Raw genomic sequence first — 20,130 nt, 5'->3', positions numbered from 1 at the left:
GCCGGCAACCCCGGCAACCCATGCATCCCAGCGATTGCCGGCCAGCGGCCGGCACTACCAGCCGTCCAGCCGGCCCGCTCAGCCCAGCAGCGAGCTCTCGCCGCGGCTCTTGCCGCCGCCCTGCGGCGCGGCCATCCACATGCGGCCGGCCAGGCGCGAGAACGGCAGCGACTGCAGCCAGACCTTGCCTGGCCCGGTCAGGGTGGCCAGGAACACGCCCTCGCCACCGAACAGCACGCTTCGGATGCCTTTGACCCGGCGCACGTCCATGTCCACGGTCGGGTGGTAGGCGACGATGCAGCCGGTATCGACGTCCAGGCGTTCGCCGGCGGCCAGCTCACGCTCGACCACGCAGCCGCCGGCATGGATGAACACCCAGCCATCGCCTTCAAGCTTCTGCATGATGAAGCCCTCGCCGCCGAACAGGCCGGTCATGATCTTGCGCTGGAACTGCACGCCGATCTGCACGCCGCGCGCGCCCGCCAGGAAGCTGTCCTTCTGGCAGATCAGGCGCCCGCCGTGCTGGTCCAGCTTCATCGCCAGCACGGTGCCGGGATAGGGCGCGGCGAAAGCGACCTTGCCGCGGCCCTGGCCGGTCTGCGTGTAGACGGTGGCAAACAGGCTTTCACCGGTCAGCACGCGCTTGCCGGCCGCCATCACCTTGTCCATGAAACCGCCACTCTGGCCGCTGCGCGCGCCGCCGCCGAAGACGGTGTCCATCTGCACCGAGGCATCCTTGAACATCAGCGCGCCGGCCTCGGCCACCGCACCTTCGCCGGGATCCAGCTCGATTTCCACGAACTGCATTTCATGGCCGACGATGCGAAAGTCGATGCGGTCGGCGCGGCCGCCGGTTGACGCTGTTGCGACTGCAGGGGTGACTGCAGGCATCGGCGGCGGAGCCGCAGTGCCGGTGCCGGCGTGCTGCAGGGCGGCGATTTCGGACACTGGTGTCCACCCTGTCATGCCCTGGCACCAGGCCAGCGCGCGCGGATTGGCCTGGGCAAAGCGGCGCGCGGCCTCCTCGTCGAACGGACCGACACGGTCGGCCTGGCCGGGAGCATGGAAGTACCACTGGGTCATCGCAGCAGGTCCGTTGCGGGGAAAAACCCCGAGTCTAGCGGCAGCGTCCGGCGGCGCGCGAGGCGGCCATGAACGATCGGCATTTGCGAGGGAGGTGCTGTATTGCAACAATTATCTGGTAGCGCCGTTTTACCACCCCTCCAAACACAGCCTACCGCCATGTCTCCGACCCGTACTTCCCGTGGCCGCTCTCCGGTCGCGCGCCCGCTCGTTGTCGCTCTTTCCGCCCTGCTGCCGCTGGTAGCAGCCGCCCAGGAAACCCCCGCCGCCAAGGATCCGGTCGCCCTCGATGCGCTGCAGGTGACTGCACAGCGTCGTGTCGAGAACGCCAAGGACGTGCCGGTTGCGATCAGCGCGATCCAGGGCGAAAAGCTCGACGTGCTCGGTTCGGCGGGCGATGACATCCGCTTCCTTGCTGCGCGCGTGCCGAGCCTCAACATCGAGTCGTCCTACGGCCGTGCCTTCCCGCGCTTCTACATCCGCGGCCTGGGCAATACCGATTTCGACCTCAATGCATCGCAGCCGGTCTCGCTGGTGTACGACGATGTGGTGCAGGAAAGCCCGCTGCTGAAGGGCTTCCCGCTGTTCGACCTGGCCGGCGTGGAAGTGCTGCGCGGCCCGCAGGGCACCCTGTTCGGGCGCAACACCCCGGCTGGCGTGGTCAAGTTCGATTCGGCGCGGCCGTCGCAGGATGCCGATGGCTACGTGCGCGTGGGCTATGGCAGCTACAACAGCTGGAATGTGCAGGGCGCCTACGGCGGCCCGCTGACCGACCGCTGGTCCGCACGCGTGTCGGCCATCTACCAGCGTCGTGACGACTGGGTCGACAACACCCGTGCCGGTGCGCCCAACAGTGGTTTTGAAGGCTATGACGAAGCCGCCGGCCGCGTGCAGTTCCTGTACGAAGGCGATGACTTCGAAGCGCTGTTCAACCTGCACAAGCGCAAGCTCAACGGCACCGCGCGCCTGTTCCGCGCCAACATCATCGAGAAGGGCGGCAACGCGCTGGTCGAGAACTTCGACCGCGACAAGGTCGCCAACGACGGCGTGAACTTCTCCGACCTGGAAACCTGGGGCGGCAGCTCGCGCCTGCAGTGGAACCTCGGTTCGGTGACCCTGCATTCGATCACCGGCTATGAGACCGCCGAATCGCTCAATCGCGGCGACATCGACGGCGGCTACGGCGCCGCGTTCCTCGGCGCAGGCAACTCCGGCCCGGGCCTGATTCCGTTCTCGTCCGAATCGGCCGACGGCCTGCCGCACCATCGCCAGTGGACCCAGGAATTCCGCGTGGAATCCAACGAATGGGGCCGCTTCGACTGGCAGGCCGGCGTCTTCTACTTCGATGAAGACGTCACCATCAACAACTTCAACTACGACTCGCTGACCCCGGGCAACCCGCAGACCGGCCACGTCGTGCAGCAGCAGCGCAACAAGGCATGGGCGGTGTTCGCTTCGGGCGACTTCGATGTCACCGACCGCTTCAAGCTGCGTGCCGGCGTGCGCTATACGCAGGACAAGAAGGACTTCAGTGCCAGCGTGCTGCAGGCCGTGCCGTTCGGCACCCCGGTCAGCGGTCCGTACCTGGCCAACACCGACGTCAACGACGTCAGCTGGGATGTCAGCGGCGTGTACAAGCTGACCGACAACGTCAATGCCTATGCACGCGTGGCCAAGGGCTTCCGCGCACCGTCGATCCAGGGTCGCCTGGCGTTCGCACCGGGCCTGTCGCAGGCCGATTCGGAGAAGGTGATTTCGTACGAAGCCGGCATCAAGGCCGACCTGTTTGAACGTCGTGCGCGCCTGGGCTTCAGCGTGTTCCGCTATGACGTTGACGGCCAGCAGCTGATCGCCGTCGGTGGCACCAACAACACCGCCACCCTGCTCAACGCCGACAAGACCATCGGCCAGGGCGTGGAGCTGGACCTGGAAGCCTACCTGGCCGACAACGTGCTGCTGACCTTCGGCAGCAGCTACAACGACACCGAGATCAAGGACAAGAACCTGGCGGTGGCAGTCTGTGGCGGCGGCTGCACCATCACCGACCCGACCACGGTCATCAATGGCGGCACCTATGCGCTGGTCAACGGCAATCCGCTGCCGCAGGCACCGAAGTGGATCCACAACGCGACCCTGCGCGTGGGCTTCCCGCTCAGCGACGGCAGCGAGCTGTATGCCTACACCGATTGGGCCTACCGCAGTGCGGTCAACTTCTTCATCTACGAGTCGCCGGAATTCCGCGGCCGCAGTTCGCTGGAAGGTGGCCTGCGCCTGGGCTACAACTGGGATTACGGCCAGTACGACGTGGCCGTGTTCGGCCGCAACCTGACCAACCAGACCCGCGTGGTCGGCGCGATCGACTTCAACAACCTGACCGGCTTCCTCAACGAGCCGCGTACCTGGGGCGTGGAGTTCACCGCGAAGTTCTGATGCGGTTGCAGCAGTGATGCAATGACGAAGGGCCGGCGCAATGCCGGCCCTTCTGTTTTTCGCGTCCGCCGGGAACGGTCCGGCGCTACCCATGCGTCGCGCCCGGTAGCGCCGGGCCATGCCCGGCGAGCGCAGCGGCGGTGGATTACAAGGCGCTCTGCGGGCGCACCTTCAGCACGGCGTTCTCGGTGGCGCAGTCGCGGCTGGAATGCAGGCCGGCCTTGCGCGCAGCAGCGATCTCCCTGCGCGCGGCAAGCAGGTCGCTGTTGAACGCCGCGTTGTCATGCAGGCGGGCCACGGCGGCGGCGCCCATGAAGCGGCCTTCGAGGATGTCGCTCTGCCAGTGCACGTTGCACACCAGGCGACTCTCGCCGTAGTTGCGGCCGCGCGCCTGGATGGCATCGGCGCGATCCGGTGCGATCTCCGACAGGATCAATGCCCATGCCCAGCCGATCGAGGTGTGACCGGACGGATAGGAGCCGTTGCTGCGCAGCCCCTCCTCATCCTTCGGCGAGCAGGTCGGCTCGCCGTTGACCATGAACGGGCGGGGGCGCTGGTACGTGTTCTTGGCGGCCTTGGTGGCAGCACTGGCGTCGATGCGGCTGCGCTCCAGCAGGCGGTACAGGGCGGGGGTCTTCACTGCATCCACGTCGATGTCGGCGGCACAGGAAAAATGGTTGGCACCTTCCGGAAAGCCGAGTTCGGCATCGACGCCGGCCTGGGCGAAACGCGGGCTGCCGCGCAGCGCACGTGCTTCACGGCTGACCTGCTCGTCCAGCGCAAAGGCCGCCGAGCCGGCGGCCGGTGGTGCCGGCACCAGATCGATGCTGGCCGGCACTGCGGTCTTGTCCAGGTAGCCCACGGCCTTGGTGGTGACGTTGGCTTCGACGGCGGTCGGTTTGCTGGTGGTGGTGGCGGCGCAGCCGGCCAGCGACAACGCGATGGCCAGGCCCAGCAGCGGCCGGGCAGGGGGGAGGATCGACGACATGGGCAGACTCGGGCAGGGAACTCTCCGGCCATGATCGCAGCCTCGATTGCCGGCCGCAGCGTCCATCGGTCATACGGCCAGACCCGGCATGGTCCCGCTGCACTGGGTGAAAACGGTCATCAATTGTCGGCAATCTGCTGAATCCGGGCGCAGCGCACGGATTTTCACGCGCTGCCGCCATGAGCATCAGGTCACAGCCGGGCCGGGGGGATCCGCTGAAGGGAGAGACGCGATGCGCAGCACCGCAACAGGAAGTACCGTTCTGGCCCTGCTCCTTGGGGTGGCGACCGTACCGGCGCAGGCCGCCGATGTGTACGGCGTCGCCTTCGTGCACGGCACCGGCGCGCAGACCAATGCCACGCAGGACTACTGGCAGCCGGCGATCATCGACACCGTCCGCCAGGGCCTGCCGAACAGCAGCAACTACGTGGTCATCAACTGCGACTTCACCCAGTACATGTGGAAGCCGGAAGCGGCCGGCTGCCTGGCCAACCAGCTCACCGGCTTCATCGACAGCCGGGGCATCACCCAGCTGGTGGTGATCACCCATTCCAACGGCGGCAACGTGATGCGCTGGATCCTGTCCAATCCCACCTACGACAGCCGCTACCCGAAGATCATCAACCGGCTGCGCAAGGTCACTGCGCTGGCGCCCTCCTCGGCAGGTACGCCGCTGGCCGACGCCGTGCTCAACGGCAACACCTTCGAGACCTCGCTGGGCTGGCTGCTGGGCTACAAGAACGATGCCGTGCGCATGCAGCAGGTGGGGCACATGGCCACCTACAACGCGCAGAACCTGTACGGCACCGCCGGCCGTCCGGCCCTGCCCAAGCCGTTCCGCGCAGTGGTCGGCAGCGATGTCGAATCGGCGGTATGGGACAGCAACAGCTACTGCGGCGGCTACTCCGCCAATGTCGGCCTGGAGTTCACCCAGAACTGGCTGTCGTCGTGCTCGGACGGTTTCCTGGAGTGCAGCAGCCAGAAGGCGGCCGGCACGCTGTGGTTCACCGACAAGGCGCGCACCCAGGGCGCCGAGCCGCTCAGCCACAACCAGAGCCGCCGTGAGTGCTTCGGCCTCGGCGGCATCCTGCGCAACGACCTGACCCAGTGAGGGAGATGACCATGACGATCCATTCCACCTTGCTGGCTGCCGCCGTGCTGGCGGTCCTTTCCACTGCATCGGCGCAGGCCGCGCAGCCGCTGCGTGTTGCCGCTGGCGACCAGATTCCCGCCGGCCTGGTTGCCGCGCCGCTGCCTGCCGATGAAAGCGAGCACGCGCCGCTGGCCTTCGCCTGGGCACTGGACCCGGCGCAACCCCTGCAGGCCCCCGGTCCCCAGGCCGCCATCAGCCGCAGCTACTGGCAGCAGGTCGACGCTGCCGAACTGCAGCGCGGCCTGGAACTGCCCCTGAGCGCACCGGATGCGGTGATCCAGCTCAGCCCGGCGCCGGGCGCCCGCGCGCTTCCGGCAAGCTCGCTGCAGGTACGTGATCCGGCGGGGCGCAGCAGCATCGCGCGCAGTGTGGACGCACGCCAGCTGCAGGATGCGGGTATGCCGGTCGGTGATGGCAGCAGCATGCTGCGCACCGGTACCACCAGCGCGGCCGGCGCTTACCGCCTGCAGAGTGCGCAGGCGCAGGGCCGCTATGTGGTGCAGGTGCTGGAGCCCAACAGCCCGCTGCGGTTGGAAGTGCAGGCCAGCCAGGCGCAGGTGTTGGCTGGTGGCAACGTGCAGCTGCAGGCGCGTCTGCTGGAAGACGGTGCCAGCGCGGCGGCGTTGCGTGCACGGCGTGGCAGCCTCGGCGGCGAAGCGCTGCTGGTCGCACCCGATGGCCGCAGCTGGCCGCAGCGGTTGCTGCGCACCACCGATGGCAGCCTGCGTGCACAGGTAAGGATTCCGGCCGAGGCCAGCAACACGCAGGGCCTGTGGGAACTGCAGGTGTTCGCCCAGGCCGACGGCGTGCTGCGCGATGGCAAGGTCGCCTTCGCCGTGGCGCGGCCAACCGCACGCTTCACCGGCCAGGCCGCCCCCGACCCGGCCAGCCGCCAGGTCAGTCTGCCGTTGCAGGTGGCCGCCGCTGGCCGCTACGAGGCGCGCGGCACCCTGTATGCCACCGCAGCCAACGGCCAGTTGCAGCCGGTGGCGCAGGCGCATGCCGCAGCGTGGTTCGATGGCCCGGGCCGCGGCGCGCTGGTACTGCCCTTCGACCAGGCCGCGTTGCCTGCCGACTTCGGTGCGCCCTATGAACTGCGCGACCTGCAGCTGCAGGACCAGAGCCGGATGGCACCGATCGAGTCGCGCGCGCTGGCGTTGCGGTTCTGAAGCAGGGCGTGGCGGGCCGGACGTCCGCCCCGCCACAGACGCGGTGTCACCCCGCGTACGCGGTCAGCCGTCCTTCCTGTTCCACCACCGTGATCGCGCCGCCGAACACGGCCGACAGCGGTTCGTCGCGCAGCAGCTCGGCGCGCGCTCCATCGGCCACCACGCGGCCGTCGCGCAGCAGCACCACGCGCTCGATCTCGGGAATCACTTCCTCGATGTGGTGGGTGACCAGCACCAGGGTGATGCCCTGCTGCGCAAGCACGCGCATGGTGGCGATCAACTGCTGGCGGGCTACCAGGTCCAGCCCGGTGGAGGGTTCATCCAGCAGCAGCGCCTGCGGCCGGTTGACCAGCGCGCGGGCGATCAGCACCCGGCGGGTCTCGCCGGCCGACAGTTCGGCGTAGGCACGCTCACGCAGGCCCGACGCACCGGTCATCGCCAGGGTCTCGCCCACCCGCATGCGCATATCGGTGGTGACCTCGCGGAAGGCCGGCACCATGTAGCTGGCGAAGAACCCCGACAGCACCGCCTGCTCCACCGTCAGCCCCGGCATGTCGGCCAGGTTGCTGCTGAGGTCACCGGTGACGATGCCCAGCTGCGAACGCAGCCGGTCGACCTGCCAGCGGTTCTGCCCCAGCACCTTCACCGCCACCGTGCCGTCGGCCTGCGCCAGCGGGTACAGCTCGCGGGTGATCAGCTTGATGAAGGTGGACTTGCCACAGCCATTGGGGCCGAGCAGGGCGGTGTGCTGGCCCTGCGCGATGCGCAGGCTCAGCCCGTGCAGGACCTTCACCTGGCCGCGCATCACGCTGGCGCGGTCCAGTTCGATCAAGGGCGGCAGGTCCCCGGCGGGTGGGGCAGGGTCTACGGCGCGGATGCGCGGATCAAGGGTCGACAACACGGGTCCCCAACTGTGAACGAAGCCACGGAATGGCGCTGCCAATCCAGCGGTGCAAGGTGCAGTTTGCAACGCAAGCGCCCATGATGTCTTCCATACCTGTGTCGCTCTGGAGAGCCGCCATGCCTGATGCCCTGATGTCCCTGCTGACCGGTGGCGTACTGGGCCTGGGCTGGTGGCAGCTGGCCCTGGTGCTGCTGGTCTTCACCCAGCTCACGATCTTCTCGGTCACCCTCTACCTGCACCGCAGCCAGGCGCACCGGGGCGTGGACTTCCATCCGGTGGTCGCGCACTTCTTCCGCTTCTGGACCTGGCTGACCACCTCGATGATCACCAAGGAGTGGGTGGCGATCCATCGCAAGCACCACGCCAAGGTGGAAACCGAGGACGACCCGCACAGCCCCGTTACCCGTGGCATCGGCCAGGTGTTCTGGCGCGGCGTGGAGCTGTACCGCGAAGCACGCGGCATGCGCGAGGACATCGAACAGTACGGTCGCGGCACTCCGGACGACGCGATCGAGCGCCGCCTGTACACCCCGTACGCAACCCTCGGCCCGGTGCTGCTGTTTGCCATCAACACGGTGCTGTTCGGCCTGCCGGGCGTCGCCCTGTGGGCGATCCAGATGGCGTGGATCCCGTTCTGGGCCGCCGGCGTGGTCAATGGCCTGGGCCACTGGTGGGGCTATCGCAACTACGAGTCGGCCGACACCTCCACCAACCTGACGCCGTGGGCGTTCTGGATTGGTGGCGAGGAACTGCACAACAACCACCATGCGTTCCCCAGCTCGGCGCGCTTTGCGATGCGGCGCTGGGAATTCGACATCGGCTGGAGTGCGATCCGCCTGCTGCAGGCATTGCGCTTGGCCAAGGTCCTGCGTGTCGCGCCGGCCATGGACGTGCGCCCCAACATCGCCGTGCCCGACGCCGATACCCTGAAGGCACTGCTGTCGCATCGCTTCCAGGCGATGACCGACTACCAGCGCAACGTGTTCATGCCGGCATTGCGCGAAGAAGCGCGATACGCGGGTGCAAAGCTGCGCCGGTTGCTGCCGCGCCGGCTGCGCCGTGGCCTGGTCAACGACGGCCGCTGGTTGAAGCCGGACAGCCGCGCCCAGCTCAGCGAATGGGTCGCCCAGCGCCCGCGCATCCGCACCCTGGTGGAATACCGCGCACGCCTGGCGACGCTGCTGGAAGCACGCGGCCATGATGCCGCCGAGCGCCTGCGTCAACTGCAGGCCTGGTGCCGCGAGGCCGAGGAAAGCGGCATCGCCGCGCTGCAGGCCTATGCCGCGCGACTGAAGGGCTACACCCTGGTGGGCGGATGAGGGCTGCGCTGACGGCATTGCTGCTGGCCGCCGTGTGCGCACCTGCCGTGCAGGCCCAGGTCAGCGACACTGCCAGTTACCTGCAGCGCATGGACAGCGATGGCGACGGCAAGGTCAGTGAAGCCGAGTACCTGCAGTGGATGCTGTATGCCTTCGATCGCATGGACCGTAACGGCGATGGCGTGCTGACCGCCGACGAACTGCCCGGCGGCAAGGGCAGGGCCATCACCCGCGAACAGCAGCGGCAGGTGATCGTGCAGCGCTTCCACAAGCAGGACGCCAACGGTGACGGATTCCTGGATGCACGGGAACTGGCTGCACCGCCACGCTGATCGGCGATCATGACGGTCGTACCGCTGCAAGGAAAACCTCGCCATGGATGACCGCGTCGACGATGAACTGATGGAGGAGTGGGCGGCATTCTGCGCCGGACGCAGCGAGCAGGAGGACTGGTACTTCTCCGGCCTGCTGCAGGGTGTGACCGGGCCGGAGATGCTGGCCGCGGTGTTCGCAACGTTCCCGCATGCCGATGAACTGCGTGCGCGCGCACTGGACGTGCTCGGTGCCGGTCACTGGGGCGACCACCTGTACCTGCAGCCGGCCCGCGTGGGCGATACGCAGGCGTTGGCCCGCGCCGCGCGCGCCTGGCTGGATGAGCTGGCCAGGGTGGCGGGTGCTGCCGGCGAGCCCGCGCTGCAGGCGACGTTGCGCGATGTGCCGGTGGTCGAAGCCCCCGCCGACCGTCTGCAGTCGGCCTGGAGCGGGTCGGGGCCAGCGGCCTACCTGCACGATGTCATCTGCGATGAGGTGCGCCAGGCGCGTACGCTCGACGGCCCGCAGATGAACGCACTGGACGAGGCGCTGTACCACCTTGCCTCCGATCTCTACCTGGGCTGGTACATCGCCCAGCCGCTGGCCCCGGCCTCGGTCGACTTCGGGCCCTATCTGGCGTTCTGGCGGCTGGGTGGGCGTGGTGCATTGGTGGAAGGTGCCTTCCTGGTCGAAGCGCCCGCCGCGGACGTGTAGGGCGCCTCAGCCGCTGCCCAGCGCATCGCCCGGTAGCGCCGGGCCATGCCCGGCGGCGTCGCGTGGTGGGGCGTAGAATCGTCCCATGCCCGAACTGCCCGAAGTAGAAACCACCCGCCGTGGCCTGGCGCCACACCTGCAGGGTCGCCGCGTGCACGGGGTGATCCTGCGCCGTGCCGACCTGCGTTGGCCGATTCCACCGGAAGTGGCCGAGCTGCTGCCCGGCCAGCGCATCGAAGAGGTGCGCCGCCGCGCCAAGTACCTGCTGCTGGATACCGCCATCGGCAGCGCCGTGCTGCACCTGGGCATGTCCGGCAGCCTGCGCGTGCTGCCCGGCGACACCCCGTTGCGCGCGCATGACCATGTGGACATCAGCCTGGACAGCGGCCGCCTGCTGCGCTTCAACGACCCGCGCCGCTTCGGCAGCCTGCTCTGGCAGCCGGCCGGCGAGATCCACCCGCTGCTGCAGGGGCTGGGCCCGGAGCCGCTGGACGACGCCTTCGACGGCGACTACCTGTTCGCCCGCAGCCGCGGCCGCAGCGCGCCGGTGAAGACCTTCCTGATGGACCAGGCGGTGGTGGTCGGGGTGGGCAACATCTACGCCGCCGAGAGCCTGTACAAGGCGGGGATCAGCCCGTTGCGCGAGGCCGGCAAGGTCACCCGCGAGCGCTATCGGCGGCTGGCCACGGCAGTGAAGGAAACGCTGGACTACGCCATCACCCGCGGTGGCACCACCCTGCGCGATTTCATCAGCCCCGACGGCGCGCCGGGCTACTTCGAGCAGGAGCTGCTGGTCTATGGCCGCGATGGCCTGCCGTGCCCCGGCTGCGGCCGCCCGCTCAAGCACGCCATGATCGGCCAGCGGGCAAGCGTGTGGTGCAGTCGCTGCCAGCGCTGAACGTCTTCATGCGCTGCACACGTGCAGCGCTATAGTCCAGCCGACATCCGCTGCGGGGGAGCGTTGGCGATGGACGAAGGCCCGGATATCACCGTATGGCTGGATGCTGCGCGCGGTGGCGACCGTGCCGCGCTCGACCGTGTGCTGACCACCCTGTACCAGGAACTGCACAGCATGGCCCGGCGGCAGCTGGCCGGGCAGCAGGGACGCACCCTGGATGCGACCTCGCTGGTCCACGAGTCCTACCTGAAACTGCTGGGCAGCCGCGGTGCGGCGCGCTTCGAGGACCGTGCGCACTTCTTCGCCTATGCGGCGTCGGCGATGCGCAGCGTGGTCGTCGATTACGCGCGCAACCGGCTGGCGCGCAAGCGCGGTGGCGACCTCAAGCGGGTGGCCGAGATTCCCGAGAACAGCAGCAGCGGCGTGCGCCTGGACGAGGATCTGCTGGCCCTCGATGTTGCATTGGAACGCCTGCAGGCCGTCGATGCGCACCTGGCCAAGGTGGTGGAGCTGCGCTACTTCGCCGGCTTGTCCGAACTGGAGATCGCCGAATTGAGCCAGCGCTCGGAGCGCAGCATCCGCCGCGACTGGCAGAAAGCGCGGCTGTTCCTGCTGGCCGCGATGCGCAGCGACTGAGTCGCCGCCACCCACACCATGGATACCGCCCGCTGGCAGCAATTGTCATCCTGGCTGGACCAGCTGCTGGAGCTGGCACCCGCCGCCCGCCAGCTGCGCCTGCAGCGCGTGAGTGCGCAGGACCCGACGCTGGGCCGCGAACTGGAACGCCTGCTGCAGCAGGAAGCCGACAGCCACGAGTTCATGGCCCAGCCCTTGTGGACCGCTACACCGCCAGGCCGCGCCGGAAGCGAGGTCGGGCCGTATCGGCTGCTGCATCCGCTCGGCGAAGGCGGCATGGGCGAGGTCTGGCTGGCCGAGCGCTGCGATGGCCTGTACCAGCGCCAGGTCGCGCTGAAGCTGCTTCGCAGTGGCGTGGCCGATCCCGGCCTGCGCCAGCGCTTCGGCCGCGAGCGGCAGATCCTGGCCCGCCTGCAGCACCCGCACCTGGCACAACTGCTGGACGCCGGGGTGGACCAGCACGGGCAGCCCTACCTGGCGCTGGATTACGTGGAAGGCGAGCCGATCAGCGACTACTGCCGGCGCCTGCAACCGCCGCTGGAAACGCGGCTGCAGCTGATGCTGCAGGTCTGCGCGGTGGTCAGCCATGCGCATGCGAACCTGGTGGTGCACCGCGACCTGAAGCCCTCCAACATCCTGGTACGCGCCGATGGCACGGTGAAACTGCTCGACTTCGGCATCGCCAAGCTGCTCGACCACGACGATCCGAACGCGGCCCATCCGGCTACCGAAATCCGCGCGTTCACCCTGCACTACGCCGCGCCGGAGCAGGTGCGTGGCGAGGCGGTGACGACCCTGACCGATGTCTATTCGCTGGGCGTGGTGCTGTTCGAGGTGGTCACCGGGCACAAGCCCTATCGCCTGCGCCGGCACAGTGACGCGGAATGGGAGCGCTCGATCCTGGATGTGCAGGCACCGCGTGCCTCGGCGCTGCTGCAACGGCTGGCCGCCGAGCCGGGGGCACCGAGACGGGCGCTGCTGCGGCAGGCCAAGCGACTGCGTGGCGATCTGGACGTGCTGCTGGAAAAGGCCCTGCAGAAAGACCCGCAGCAGCGCTACACCTCGGCCGAAGCACTGGCCGGCGACCTGCGCCGCTACCTGCAGGGGCAGCCGATCCAGGCGCGTCCGCCGGGCGTGGGTTACCGGGTGCGAAAGTACGTGGGCCGCCATCGCTGGGGCGTGGCGCTGGCCGGGCTGGCCGCGCTGGCCCTGCTGGGGACCACGTCCTTCGCCCTGTGGCAGTTGCGCCAGGCGCGGGCGGAAATGGCGCGTGCGCAGGCCATGCAGGATTTCACTGTTGGCCTGTTCGACAAGGCGGCCAGCCAGCGCCACGGCCATTTCGACGTGCCGCAGCTGCTGGCCACCGGCCAGCAACGGGGCGAAGCCGAACTGGCTGACCAGCCGCTGGCGCTGGCCGAGCTGCAAGGGGTGATCGGCCGCCTGCGCATCGGCCTGGGCGACTACCAGCTGGCGCTGCAGACCCTGGACCAGCAGCGCCGGCTGCTGCAGGAGGTGGGCGAGGTGCCGCCGGCGCTGCAGATCGAGGCGGTTACCCAGCGCGGGCGTGCACTGCGCATGCTCGGGCGCGGACGCGAGTGCCTGGCGCACCTGCAGCCACTGCAACCGCTGGCGGCCAGCCAGGCGGCGGCATTGCCGGCGGCGGTGGCCGAGTTCCACAGCCAGCTTGGGCGTTGCCAGGCCCAACTGGGTGACGCCGATGCGGCGCGACGTTCGTTCCAGCAGGCGCTTGCGCTGCGCCACCAGGGGATGGTCGAGCGCTTCGGGCGTGCTGAATCACTGGCCGATCTGGCCGCCCTGGACGCCACCGCCGGACGCCTGCCGGCCGCGCTGGCGGGGTACCGGCAGGCGCTGGCCCTGCTCGGCCAACGCGCCGACGCCAGCAGCCCGCAGGTGATCAGCCTGCATCGCCAGCTGGGCGATGTGCTGGCCCGGCAGGGCGACACGCAGGCGGCAGCGGCCGAGCTGGAGCTGGCCTGGCAGGCGGCACAGGAGGCATGGGGACCGCGCCACCCGGAGGCACTGGTGGTCCGCCGCGCACGCGCGCTGCTGGCCCTGCAGCGTGGCCAGCAGGCGCTGGCCGGCCAGGAACTGCGGCAGGTGCAGGCACAGCTGCTCGGCGCTCTGGGCCCGGACCATCGCGAGATCGGCTACGGCGAGTTCGCCCTGGGGAAATGGGCCAGCGCCAGCGGCGACCCCTCGGCGGCGGCGGCGCACTATGCCCGCGCGGTGGCGATCTGGCGCCAACCGGATCACGTCGCCCTGCTGCCGCAGGCGCTGCTGGCACAGGGGCAGGTCCTGCAGCAGGCCGGCCAGATCGCGCAGGCCCGCACCGTGCTGGCCGAGGCACGACAGCTGCTGCTGGCCCAGCGCGGTCCGCAGGCACCGGCCCTGCACGAGCTTGATGCCCGCCTTGCGGCATTGGCGCAGGCTGAACAGGGTATCGAGTCCACCGCTGCCCGTTAACGTTTGTCTGCCTATGATGGCCGACCTTCCCTTTGCTCCCGCGCCTGCATGCAACGACGCGACTTCATCCGCAATGCCTCCCTGGCCCTGGCCGCCTTCGGCCTGCCGTCACTGCCGGCCTGTGCGGCCAGCAAGAGTGGCCAGCTTGGGCTGCGCCGGCTTGGCCAGCCGCAGCCGTTCGATTTCGCCACCCTGAAGGGCCAGGCGCGCGCGCTGGCACAGGCGCCCTACCAGAGCCACAAGCGGGTGCTGCCGGGCAAGCTGGAGGCGCTGGACTGGGATCAGTACCAGTCGATCGGCTACCGCCAGGACCATGCCCTGTGGGCCGACCAGCCGGGTAAGTTCCAGGCCAAGTTCTTCCACCTGGGGCTGTACTTCCATTCGCCCGTGCGCATGTACGACGTGGTCGACGGCAAGGCGCAGGAACTGGCCTATGACGGCGCCGCGTTCAACTACGGCAAGAGCGGGTTGAAGAATGGTGAGCTGCCGGCCGACCTCGGCTTTGCCGGGTTCCGGCTGAACACGCGCAAGGATACCGACCGCGATTTCGCGGCGTTCCTGGGTGCCAGCTACTTCCGCGCAGTGGGCAAGGAAGGCCAGTACGGCCAGTCCGCGCGTGGCCTGGCCATCGACACCGGCATGGGCAAGCCGGAGGAATTCCCAGACTTCATCGCCTATTACCTGGAACAGCCTGCGGCCGACTCGGACACCATCATCGTCTATGCGCTGCTGGATTCGCCCAGCGTGGCCGGTGCCTACCGCTTCGCCGTCACCAACGGCGATGTGCTGCTGATGGACATCGACAGCGCGTTGTACCCGCGCAAAACCATCGAGCGGCTGGGCATCGCCCCGTGCACCAGCATGTACCAGGTAGGCGAGAACGACCGCCGCATGGGCTGGGACTGGCGCCCGGAGATCCACGATACCGACGGCCTGTCGCTGTGGACCGGCGCTGGTGAATGGATCTGGCGGCCGCTGGTCAACCCGCGCAACCTGCGCTTCAACATGTTCGTCGACCGCAACCCGCGTGGCTTCGGCCTGCTGCAGCGTGACCGCAACTTCGACCATTACCAGGACGACGGCGTGTTCTACGAGAAGCGTCCGTGCCTGTGGGTGGAGCCGAAGGGCGACTGGGGCGAGGGCTCGGTGCAGCTGGTGGAGATTCCCACCGTCGATGAAACCTTCGACAACATCGTGGCCTTCTGGAACCCGAAGGAAAAGCCGCAGCCGGGCCAGGAACTGCTGGTCGGCTACCGCCTGTACTGGGGCGCACAGCCGCCGGCGCATACGCCGCTGGCCCATTGCGTTGCCAGCCGCACCGGCCTGGGCGGGGTGATCGGCAAGAAGCGCGAGTACTTCTCGTGGCGCTTTGCGGTCGACTTTGAAGGCGGCGAACTGGCCAGCCTGATCGACAAGGCCGACGTCGAAGCCGTTGTCGAAACCAGTCGTGGCCGGGTGGAGATCGTCTCGGCGCGGCCGTTGCGCGAGATCAAGGGTTACCGCGCGATGTTCGACCTGGTGCCGCCGGAGGGCAGCAGCGAGCAGATCGACATCCGCCTGTACCTGCGCAGTGGCGGCAAGACCCTCACCGAAACCTGGCTGTACCAGTACACCCCGCCGCCGGCTGGTGCGCCGGAGCGCACCCTGTACTGAGTGATGCAGGGTGCCGGCTTGCTGCCGGCACCTTGGGTTATGGCTTGCCCTCGGTTGCCGCTGGAGGTGGCGTCTGGGTCGGCAGGCCGACTTCCACGGTGCCGCGACGTATTTTCATCCAGTTCTCGTCCTGCCAGCGCTGATAGCGGTCTGGATCCCAGTACGTGGGATCGTAGAGGCGGTCGGCTTTGATGGTTCGGCTCACGCCTCCATCCATGTAGACGATGTCGACGTTGTTGGACAGTGAGCCGGTCCGGCTCCCGGTCATCGTACGCTTGCCCCGCTGCAGCTCCGCGGCCAGGCGTGGGCGAGCCGCTGCATCGCCGTACTCATCGCGCAGCCGCAGCGCCTGCGCTCGTGCGATATCGTGCTGTTCCAACGGCAGTGCTGCCCAGTACTTGTCGCGCAGCTCGAGCATCAACGGGTATCCGCGCTCGGCCGCGACATCCATCCACGCAAAGGCCATGACCGGGTCGGCAGCACGTTTGACACCGTACCAGTACATCTCGCCCAGCAGCCCCTGCGCAGGCTTGTCGGCGTAGCGGGCAGCCTTGCGGAAGTTGTCCATCGCCGCTTCGGCGTCTCCGCGTTGCAGCGCATCCATGCCCCACTGCCGGAACTTCATGTCTGGATGCCCGTCCAGGAATCCGGCGCCAAGCAGTGCCGCATCATCCAGCGGAGCGGCGGGCCCCTGGCCGGAGGCGACGGCAAGTACAGGCAGGAACAACAGGGGAATCAACAGCAGGGCGGAACGCATGGCGGACTTCCAGTTCGGCAGCAGACGTTGCCGCAGCCTAGGCAGGTAGCCGTCCACTTGTAAACGGCTGGATGCCATGCCCTACAACGGCAGCGGTGCCTGCGCCGGATCGATCCGCCCCTCGCCACGGGTGATCTTCTTGAACTCGGCGCGGCTGACCGACACGTAGCGCTCGTTGCCGCCGATCTCCACCTGCGGGCCGTCCTGCACGGCATGGCCATGTTCGTCCACGCGCACGGTCATGGTCGCCTTCTTGCCACTGTGGCAGATCGTCTTGATCTCCTGCATCTCGTCGGCCCAGGCCAGCAGGTACTGGCTGCCCTCGAACAGCTCGCCGCGGAAATCGGTGCGCAGGCCGTAGCACAGCACCGGGATGCGCAGCTGGTCGACCACTTCGCTGAGCTGCCAGACCTGGCTGCGGCTGAGGAACTGCGCCTCGTCCACCAGCACGCAGCCCAGCGGCCCGTTGGCCTGCAGATCCTGGCTGACCCACTGCTGCAGGTCGGTGTCGCGTTCGAAGGCCATGCCGTCGGCGCGCAGGCCGATCCGCGAAGCGACCACGCCCGCGCCGGCACGGTCGTCCAGGCGCGGGGTCAGGATCGCCACGCGCATGCCGCGCTCGCGGTAGTTGTGCGCGCTCTGCAGCAGGGTGGTGGTCTTGCCGGCGTTCATCGCCGAATAGTAGAAATAGAGCTTGGCCATCGGCCGATTGTACGACGCCACCCGGCGCCGGCCGAAGCCGTTCAGCAAGCCCACCGGCCGGCGGCTGTGGCCGCCACCAACGCCCGCTACAATCGCACCCCAATGCACGGTCTCAATCCCCCCCAAGCTGCCGCCGTCCTCCACATCGAAGGACCGCTGCTGGTGCTCGCCGGCGCCGGCAGCGGCAAGACGCGCGTGATCGTGGAAAAGATCGCCCACCTGATCGGCTGTGGCCGCTACCCGGCCAAGCGCATCGCCGCGATCACCTTCACCAACAAGTCGGCCAAGGAAATGCGCGAGCGCGTGGCCAAGCGCCTGCGCGAGCAGGATGCCGATGAAGTGACCATCTGCACCTTCCATGCGCTGGGCCTGAAGTTCCTGCAGATCGAGCATGCCGCCGTCGGGCTCAAGCGCGGTTTCTCTATTTTCGATGCCGATGACGCGGCCGCGCAGATCAAGGACCTGATGTACGGCGCCAAGCCGGACGACATCGAGGACATGAAGAACCTGGTGTCGCGCGCCAAGAACGCTGGCCTGTCGCCGGAGCAGGCGATGGCCGCTGCGCGCAGCAACCGCGAGAAGGAAGCGGCCGGCATCTACGAGCGCTACCAGTTGCGCCTGAGCGCGTTCAACGCAGTGGACTTCGACGACCTGATCCGGTTGCCGGTGCAGATCCTGGAAGAGAACCCGGAGATCGCGCTGGCCTGGCGCGAGCGCATCGGCTACCTGCTGGTCGACGAATGCCAGGACACCAACGATGCGCAGTACCGCCTGCTCAAGCAGCTGGCCGGTGACAGGGGCAACTTCACCTGCGTGGGCGATGACGACCAGTCGATCTACGCCTGGCGCGGTGCCAACCCGGAAAACCTGCAGCAGATGGGGCGCGATTACCCGGCGCTGGAAATCATCAAGCTGGAGCAGAACTACCGGTGTTCCAACCGCGTGCTGCGCGCGGCCAACGCGCTGATCGCCAACAATCCGCACGAACACCTGAAGAAGCTGTGGAGCGACCAGGCCGACGGCGAGCGCATCCGTGTGTGGGAGTGCCGCAACAGCGAACACGAGGCCGAGAAGGTCGCCGCCGAGATCGCGTTCGTAGCGCAGACGCGCAACGTGCCGTGGAGCGATTTCTGCATCCTGTTCCGCGGCAACTTCCAGTCGCGTCCGCTGGAAAAGGCCATGCAGCTGCTGCGCATCCCCTACCACCTGACCGGCGGCACCATGTTCCTGGAGCGCCAGGAAGTGAAGGACACGCTGGCCTGGCTGCGGCTGCTGGTGAACCCGGACGACGACACCGCGTTCCTGCGTGCGGTGCAGTCGCCCAAGCGCGAGGTCGGCGCCGGCACCCTGGCCAAGCTGGCCGAACTGGCCTCGGAAAAGGACATGCCGATGGCGCAGGCCGCCGAGGCGATCGGCGCGCTGCAGCAGCTGCCACCGCGCGCGGCCAACAGCCTGGCGCGCTTCACCGACATCCTGCGTGACCTGCGCGCGCAGACGCGGCAGATCAGCTCCGGCGACATGATCCGCAAGGTCGCCAAGGAATCGGGCCTGCTCAGCGAGCTGCGGCAGCAGGCCAAGGAAGAAGCCAGCTACCAGCGTCGCGCCAACAACATCGAAGAACTGGCGCAGTGGTTCGAGGGTGGCCCGCGTGGTGCCACCGCGGCCGATCTGGCCGGCCAGCTGGCGCTGTTGTCGCGCAGTGACAAGGACGAGGGCGGCAACCAGGTGCGGATGATGACCATGCACGCCTCCAAGGGCCTGGAATTCCCCTATGTGTTCATCGTCGGCTGCGAGGATGGCGTGCTGCCGCACCAGGTCAGCCTGGACGAGGGCAATCTGCAGGAAGAGCGGCGCCTGCTGTACGTGGGCATCACCCGCGCCAAGATCCAGCTGTGGATGAGCTACAGCAAGCTGACCCGCAAGTTCGGCGAGCATGTGCGGCTGAAGCCGAGCCGCTTCTTCGAGGAGATCCCGGCCGAGGAGATCCAGCGCGATGGCGCTGATCCGGTGGCGGATGCGGCGCGGAAGAAGGAGCGGGCGACGGCGGGGTTGGCGGCGATCGAGGCGTTGTTCGACTAAGGCGCTCCAACGGCGCCGCCCCTCCGTGGTCGAGCGCGCGTTGGCTACGCGGTGTGGCCGGTCGGGGTGGGTTCGCGGGGGACGCCGTGAACCCGTCCCTGGGGGCTTAGCCGCGCCATCCATGGCGCGGATACCCCCGCGAACCCACCCCGACCGGCCTCTGACAGATTCCGGGCGCGTCCTGCCACGGCAATGCAAAGAAAATCAAAATCAACAACCGGGGGCTGAGGCACAATCGGGGTCTCTGGCTGGAGACCTGTCCGTGCACCCGATTGAAAGCGAACGCCTGCGCCTGCGGGCCATTGAACCGGACCGCGATGCGGCACCGATGCTGGCCCTGCTCAATGATCCGGGCTTCGTGCGATTCATTGGTGACCGCAACGTGCGCGACGAAGCGCAGGCGCGCGAGTACATCGCCCTGCGTGTGCTGCAGAGTTATGCGTTGAATGGCTTCGGCATGTATGCGATCGAGCGGCTGTCCGATGGTGCGTGGCTGGGCAACGCCGGGCTGGTGCGCCGCGAGGGGTTGCCGGCACCGGATATCGGCTACGCGGTGCTGTCCGCATACGCGGGGCAGGGCTATGCCAGCGAGGCGGCACGGGCGGTGTTCAATCACGCGCGCACGGCGCTGGGCCTGATGGATCTCTACGGCATCACCGATCTGGACAACATCGCCTCGGCGAAGGTGCTGCTGGGCCTGGGCATGCACGAGCGCGGGGTCATCCAGCTGCCGGGCATCGAAACACCCAGCCGGCTGTTCGCTACCTTGGGTGCGGCCGACGTCGGGTAGTGGGGGGGGGGGGGGGGGGGGGGGGGGGGGGGGGGGGGGGGGGGGGGGGGGGGGGGGGG

The 20,130-nt window shown here is 68.2% G+C and carries 17 protein-coding genes; 12 read left to right on the top strand and 5 right to left on the bottom strand.

The features are described from left to right. Positions 1 to 78 precede the first annotated feature (78 nt). Positions 79 to 1,083 (bottom strand): TIGR00266 family protein, encoded by a 1,005-nt coding sequence (locus AC3WTC_RS19475; protein WP_080150233.1) that lies wholly within the window; start codon positions 1,081 to 1,083, stop codon positions 79 to 81. 159 nt (positions 1,084 to 1,242) lie between these two features. Between AC3WTC_RS19475 and AC3WTC_RS19470 the strand changes: the two genes are divergently transcribed. Next, positions 1,243 to 3,513, top strand: coding sequence for a TonB-dependent receptor (locus AC3WTC_RS19470; RefSeq protein ID WP_492712329.1), 2,271 nt, complete (start codon positions 1,243 to 1,245; stop codon positions 3,511 to 3,513). A 145-nt stretch (positions 3,514 to 3,658) separates the two neighbouring features. Here AC3WTC_RS19470 and AC3WTC_RS19465 read toward each other — a convergent pair whose 3' ends face one another. After that, the gene (locus tag AC3WTC_RS19465) at positions 3,659 to 4,501 is read right to left on the bottom strand and encodes an acid phosphatase (protein ID WP_025875465.1); all 843 of its coding nucleotides are present in this window, start codon (positions 4,499 to 4,501) and stop codon (positions 3,659 to 3,661) included. Positions 4,502 to 4,733: 232 nt separating this feature from the next. Between AC3WTC_RS19465 and AC3WTC_RS19460 the strand changes: the two genes are divergently transcribed. Together AC3WTC_RS19460 and AC3WTC_RS19455 are read left to right on the top strand one after the other, a co-directional pair. Continuing rightward, positions 4,734 to 5,612 (top strand): hypothetical protein, encoded by an 879-nt coding sequence (locus AC3WTC_RS19460; protein ID WP_033832663.1) that lies wholly within the window; start codon positions 4,734 to 4,736, stop codon positions 5,610 to 5,612. An 11-nt stretch (positions 5,613 to 5,623) separates the two neighbouring features. Continuing rightward, positions 5,624 to 6,823 (top strand): DUF4785 domain-containing protein, encoded by a 1,200-nt coding sequence (locus tag AC3WTC_RS19455; protein WP_492712327.1) that lies wholly within the window; start codon positions 5,624 to 5,626, stop codon positions 6,821 to 6,823. Positions 6,824 to 6,869: 46 nt separating this feature from the next. Here AC3WTC_RS19455 and AC3WTC_RS19450 read toward each other — a convergent pair whose 3' ends face one another. Then, a complete protein-coding gene (locus AC3WTC_RS19450; RefSeq protein ID WP_223483189.1) occupies positions 6,870 to 7,628 on the bottom strand; it encodes an ABC transporter ATP-binding protein in 759 nt (252 codons plus the stop codon). Positions 7,629 to 7,843: 215 nt separating this feature from the next. Here AC3WTC_RS19450 and AC3WTC_RS19445 point away from each other — a divergent pair, with 215 nt between their 5' ends. The 7 genes from AC3WTC_RS19445 (at position 7,844) to AC3WTC_RS19415 (ending at position 15,743) form a co-directional block, all read left to right on the top strand. Beyond that, positions 7,844 to 9,046: a DesA family fatty acid desaturase gene (locus AC3WTC_RS19445; protein WP_025875457.1), complete on the top strand. Its 1,203-nt coding sequence runs from the start codon at positions 7,844 to 7,846 to the stop codon at positions 9,044 to 9,046. Continuing rightward, complete coding sequence (locus AC3WTC_RS19440; protein ID WP_025875455.1) at positions 9,043 to 9,378, top strand: EF-hand domain-containing protein; 336 nt, start codon at positions 9,043 to 9,045, stop codon at positions 9,376 to 9,378. The genes AC3WTC_RS19445 and AC3WTC_RS19440 overlap by 4 nt, the downstream gene beginning before the upstream one ends. 43 nt (positions 9,379 to 9,421) lie before the next feature. Beyond that, on the top strand, positions 9,422 to 10,072 hold the full coding sequence (locus AC3WTC_RS19435) for a hypothetical protein (RefSeq protein WP_025875453.1): 651 nt from the start codon (positions 9,422 to 9,424) through the stop codon (positions 10,070 to 10,072). Between the two features lie 85 nt (positions 10,073 to 10,157). Continuing rightward, positions 10,158 to 10,970 (top strand): bifunctional DNA-formamidopyrimidine glycosylase/DNA-(apurinic or apyrimidinic site) lyase, encoded by an 813-nt coding sequence (gene mutM / locus AC3WTC_RS19430; protein ID WP_140228130.1) that lies wholly within the window; start codon positions 10,158 to 10,160, stop codon positions 10,968 to 10,970. 69 nt (positions 10,971 to 11,039) lie between these two features. Then, on the top strand, positions 11,040 to 11,606 hold the full coding sequence (locus AC3WTC_RS19425) for an ECF-type sigma factor (RefSeq protein WP_025875449.1): 567 nt from the start codon (positions 11,040 to 11,042) through the stop codon (positions 11,604 to 11,606). An 18-nt stretch (positions 11,607 to 11,624) separates the two neighbouring features. After that, entirely contained in the window at positions 11,625 to 14,090 is a 2,466-nt protein-coding gene (locus AC3WTC_RS19420) for a serine/threonine-protein kinase (protein WP_492712326.1), read from the top strand. A gap of 48 nt (positions 14,091 to 14,138) precedes the next feature. After that, positions 14,139 to 15,743 (top strand): OpgD/OpgG family glucan biosynthesis protein, encoded by a 1,605-nt coding sequence (locus AC3WTC_RS19415; RefSeq protein WP_025875446.1) that lies wholly within the window; start codon positions 14,139 to 14,141, stop codon positions 15,741 to 15,743. A gap of 37 nt (positions 15,744 to 15,780) precedes the next feature. Here AC3WTC_RS19415 and AC3WTC_RS19410 read toward each other — a convergent pair whose 3' ends face one another. Next, entirely contained in the window at positions 15,781 to 16,500 is a 720-nt protein-coding gene (locus tag AC3WTC_RS19410) for an SEL1-like repeat protein (RefSeq protein WP_492712324.1), read from the bottom strand. A gap of 81 nt (positions 16,501 to 16,581) precedes the next feature. Then, the gene (locus AC3WTC_RS19405; RefSeq protein WP_025875442.1) at positions 16,582 to 17,202 is read right to left on the bottom strand and encodes a thymidine kinase; all 621 of its coding nucleotides are present in this window, start codon (positions 17,200 to 17,202) and stop codon (positions 16,582 to 16,584) included. 102 nt (positions 17,203 to 17,304) lie between these two features. Here AC3WTC_RS19405 and AC3WTC_RS19400 point away from each other — a divergent pair, with 102 nt between their 5' ends. After that, positions 17,305 to 19,281: a UvrD-helicase domain-containing protein gene (locus tag AC3WTC_RS19400; RefSeq protein ID WP_492712323.1), complete on the top strand. Its 1,977-nt coding sequence runs from the start codon at positions 17,305 to 17,307 to the stop codon at positions 19,279 to 19,281. A 262-nt stretch (positions 19,282 to 19,543) separates the two neighbouring features. Beyond that, positions 19,544 to 20,071 carry a GNAT family N-acetyltransferase gene (locus AC3WTC_RS19395; protein WP_492712322.1) on the top strand — a complete coding sequence of 176 codons (528 nt, stop codon included), beginning with the start codon at positions 19,544 to 19,546 and terminating at the stop codon, positions 20,069 to 20,071. Positions 20,072 to 20,130 lie beyond the last annotated feature (59 nt).

The sequence above is a fragment of the Stenotrophomonas sp. FW305-C-20-S1 genome, assembly GCF_058783335.1.
Note: the sequence above shows the minus strand (reverse complement) of the source record. Positions and strands in the feature narration are given on the sequence as shown.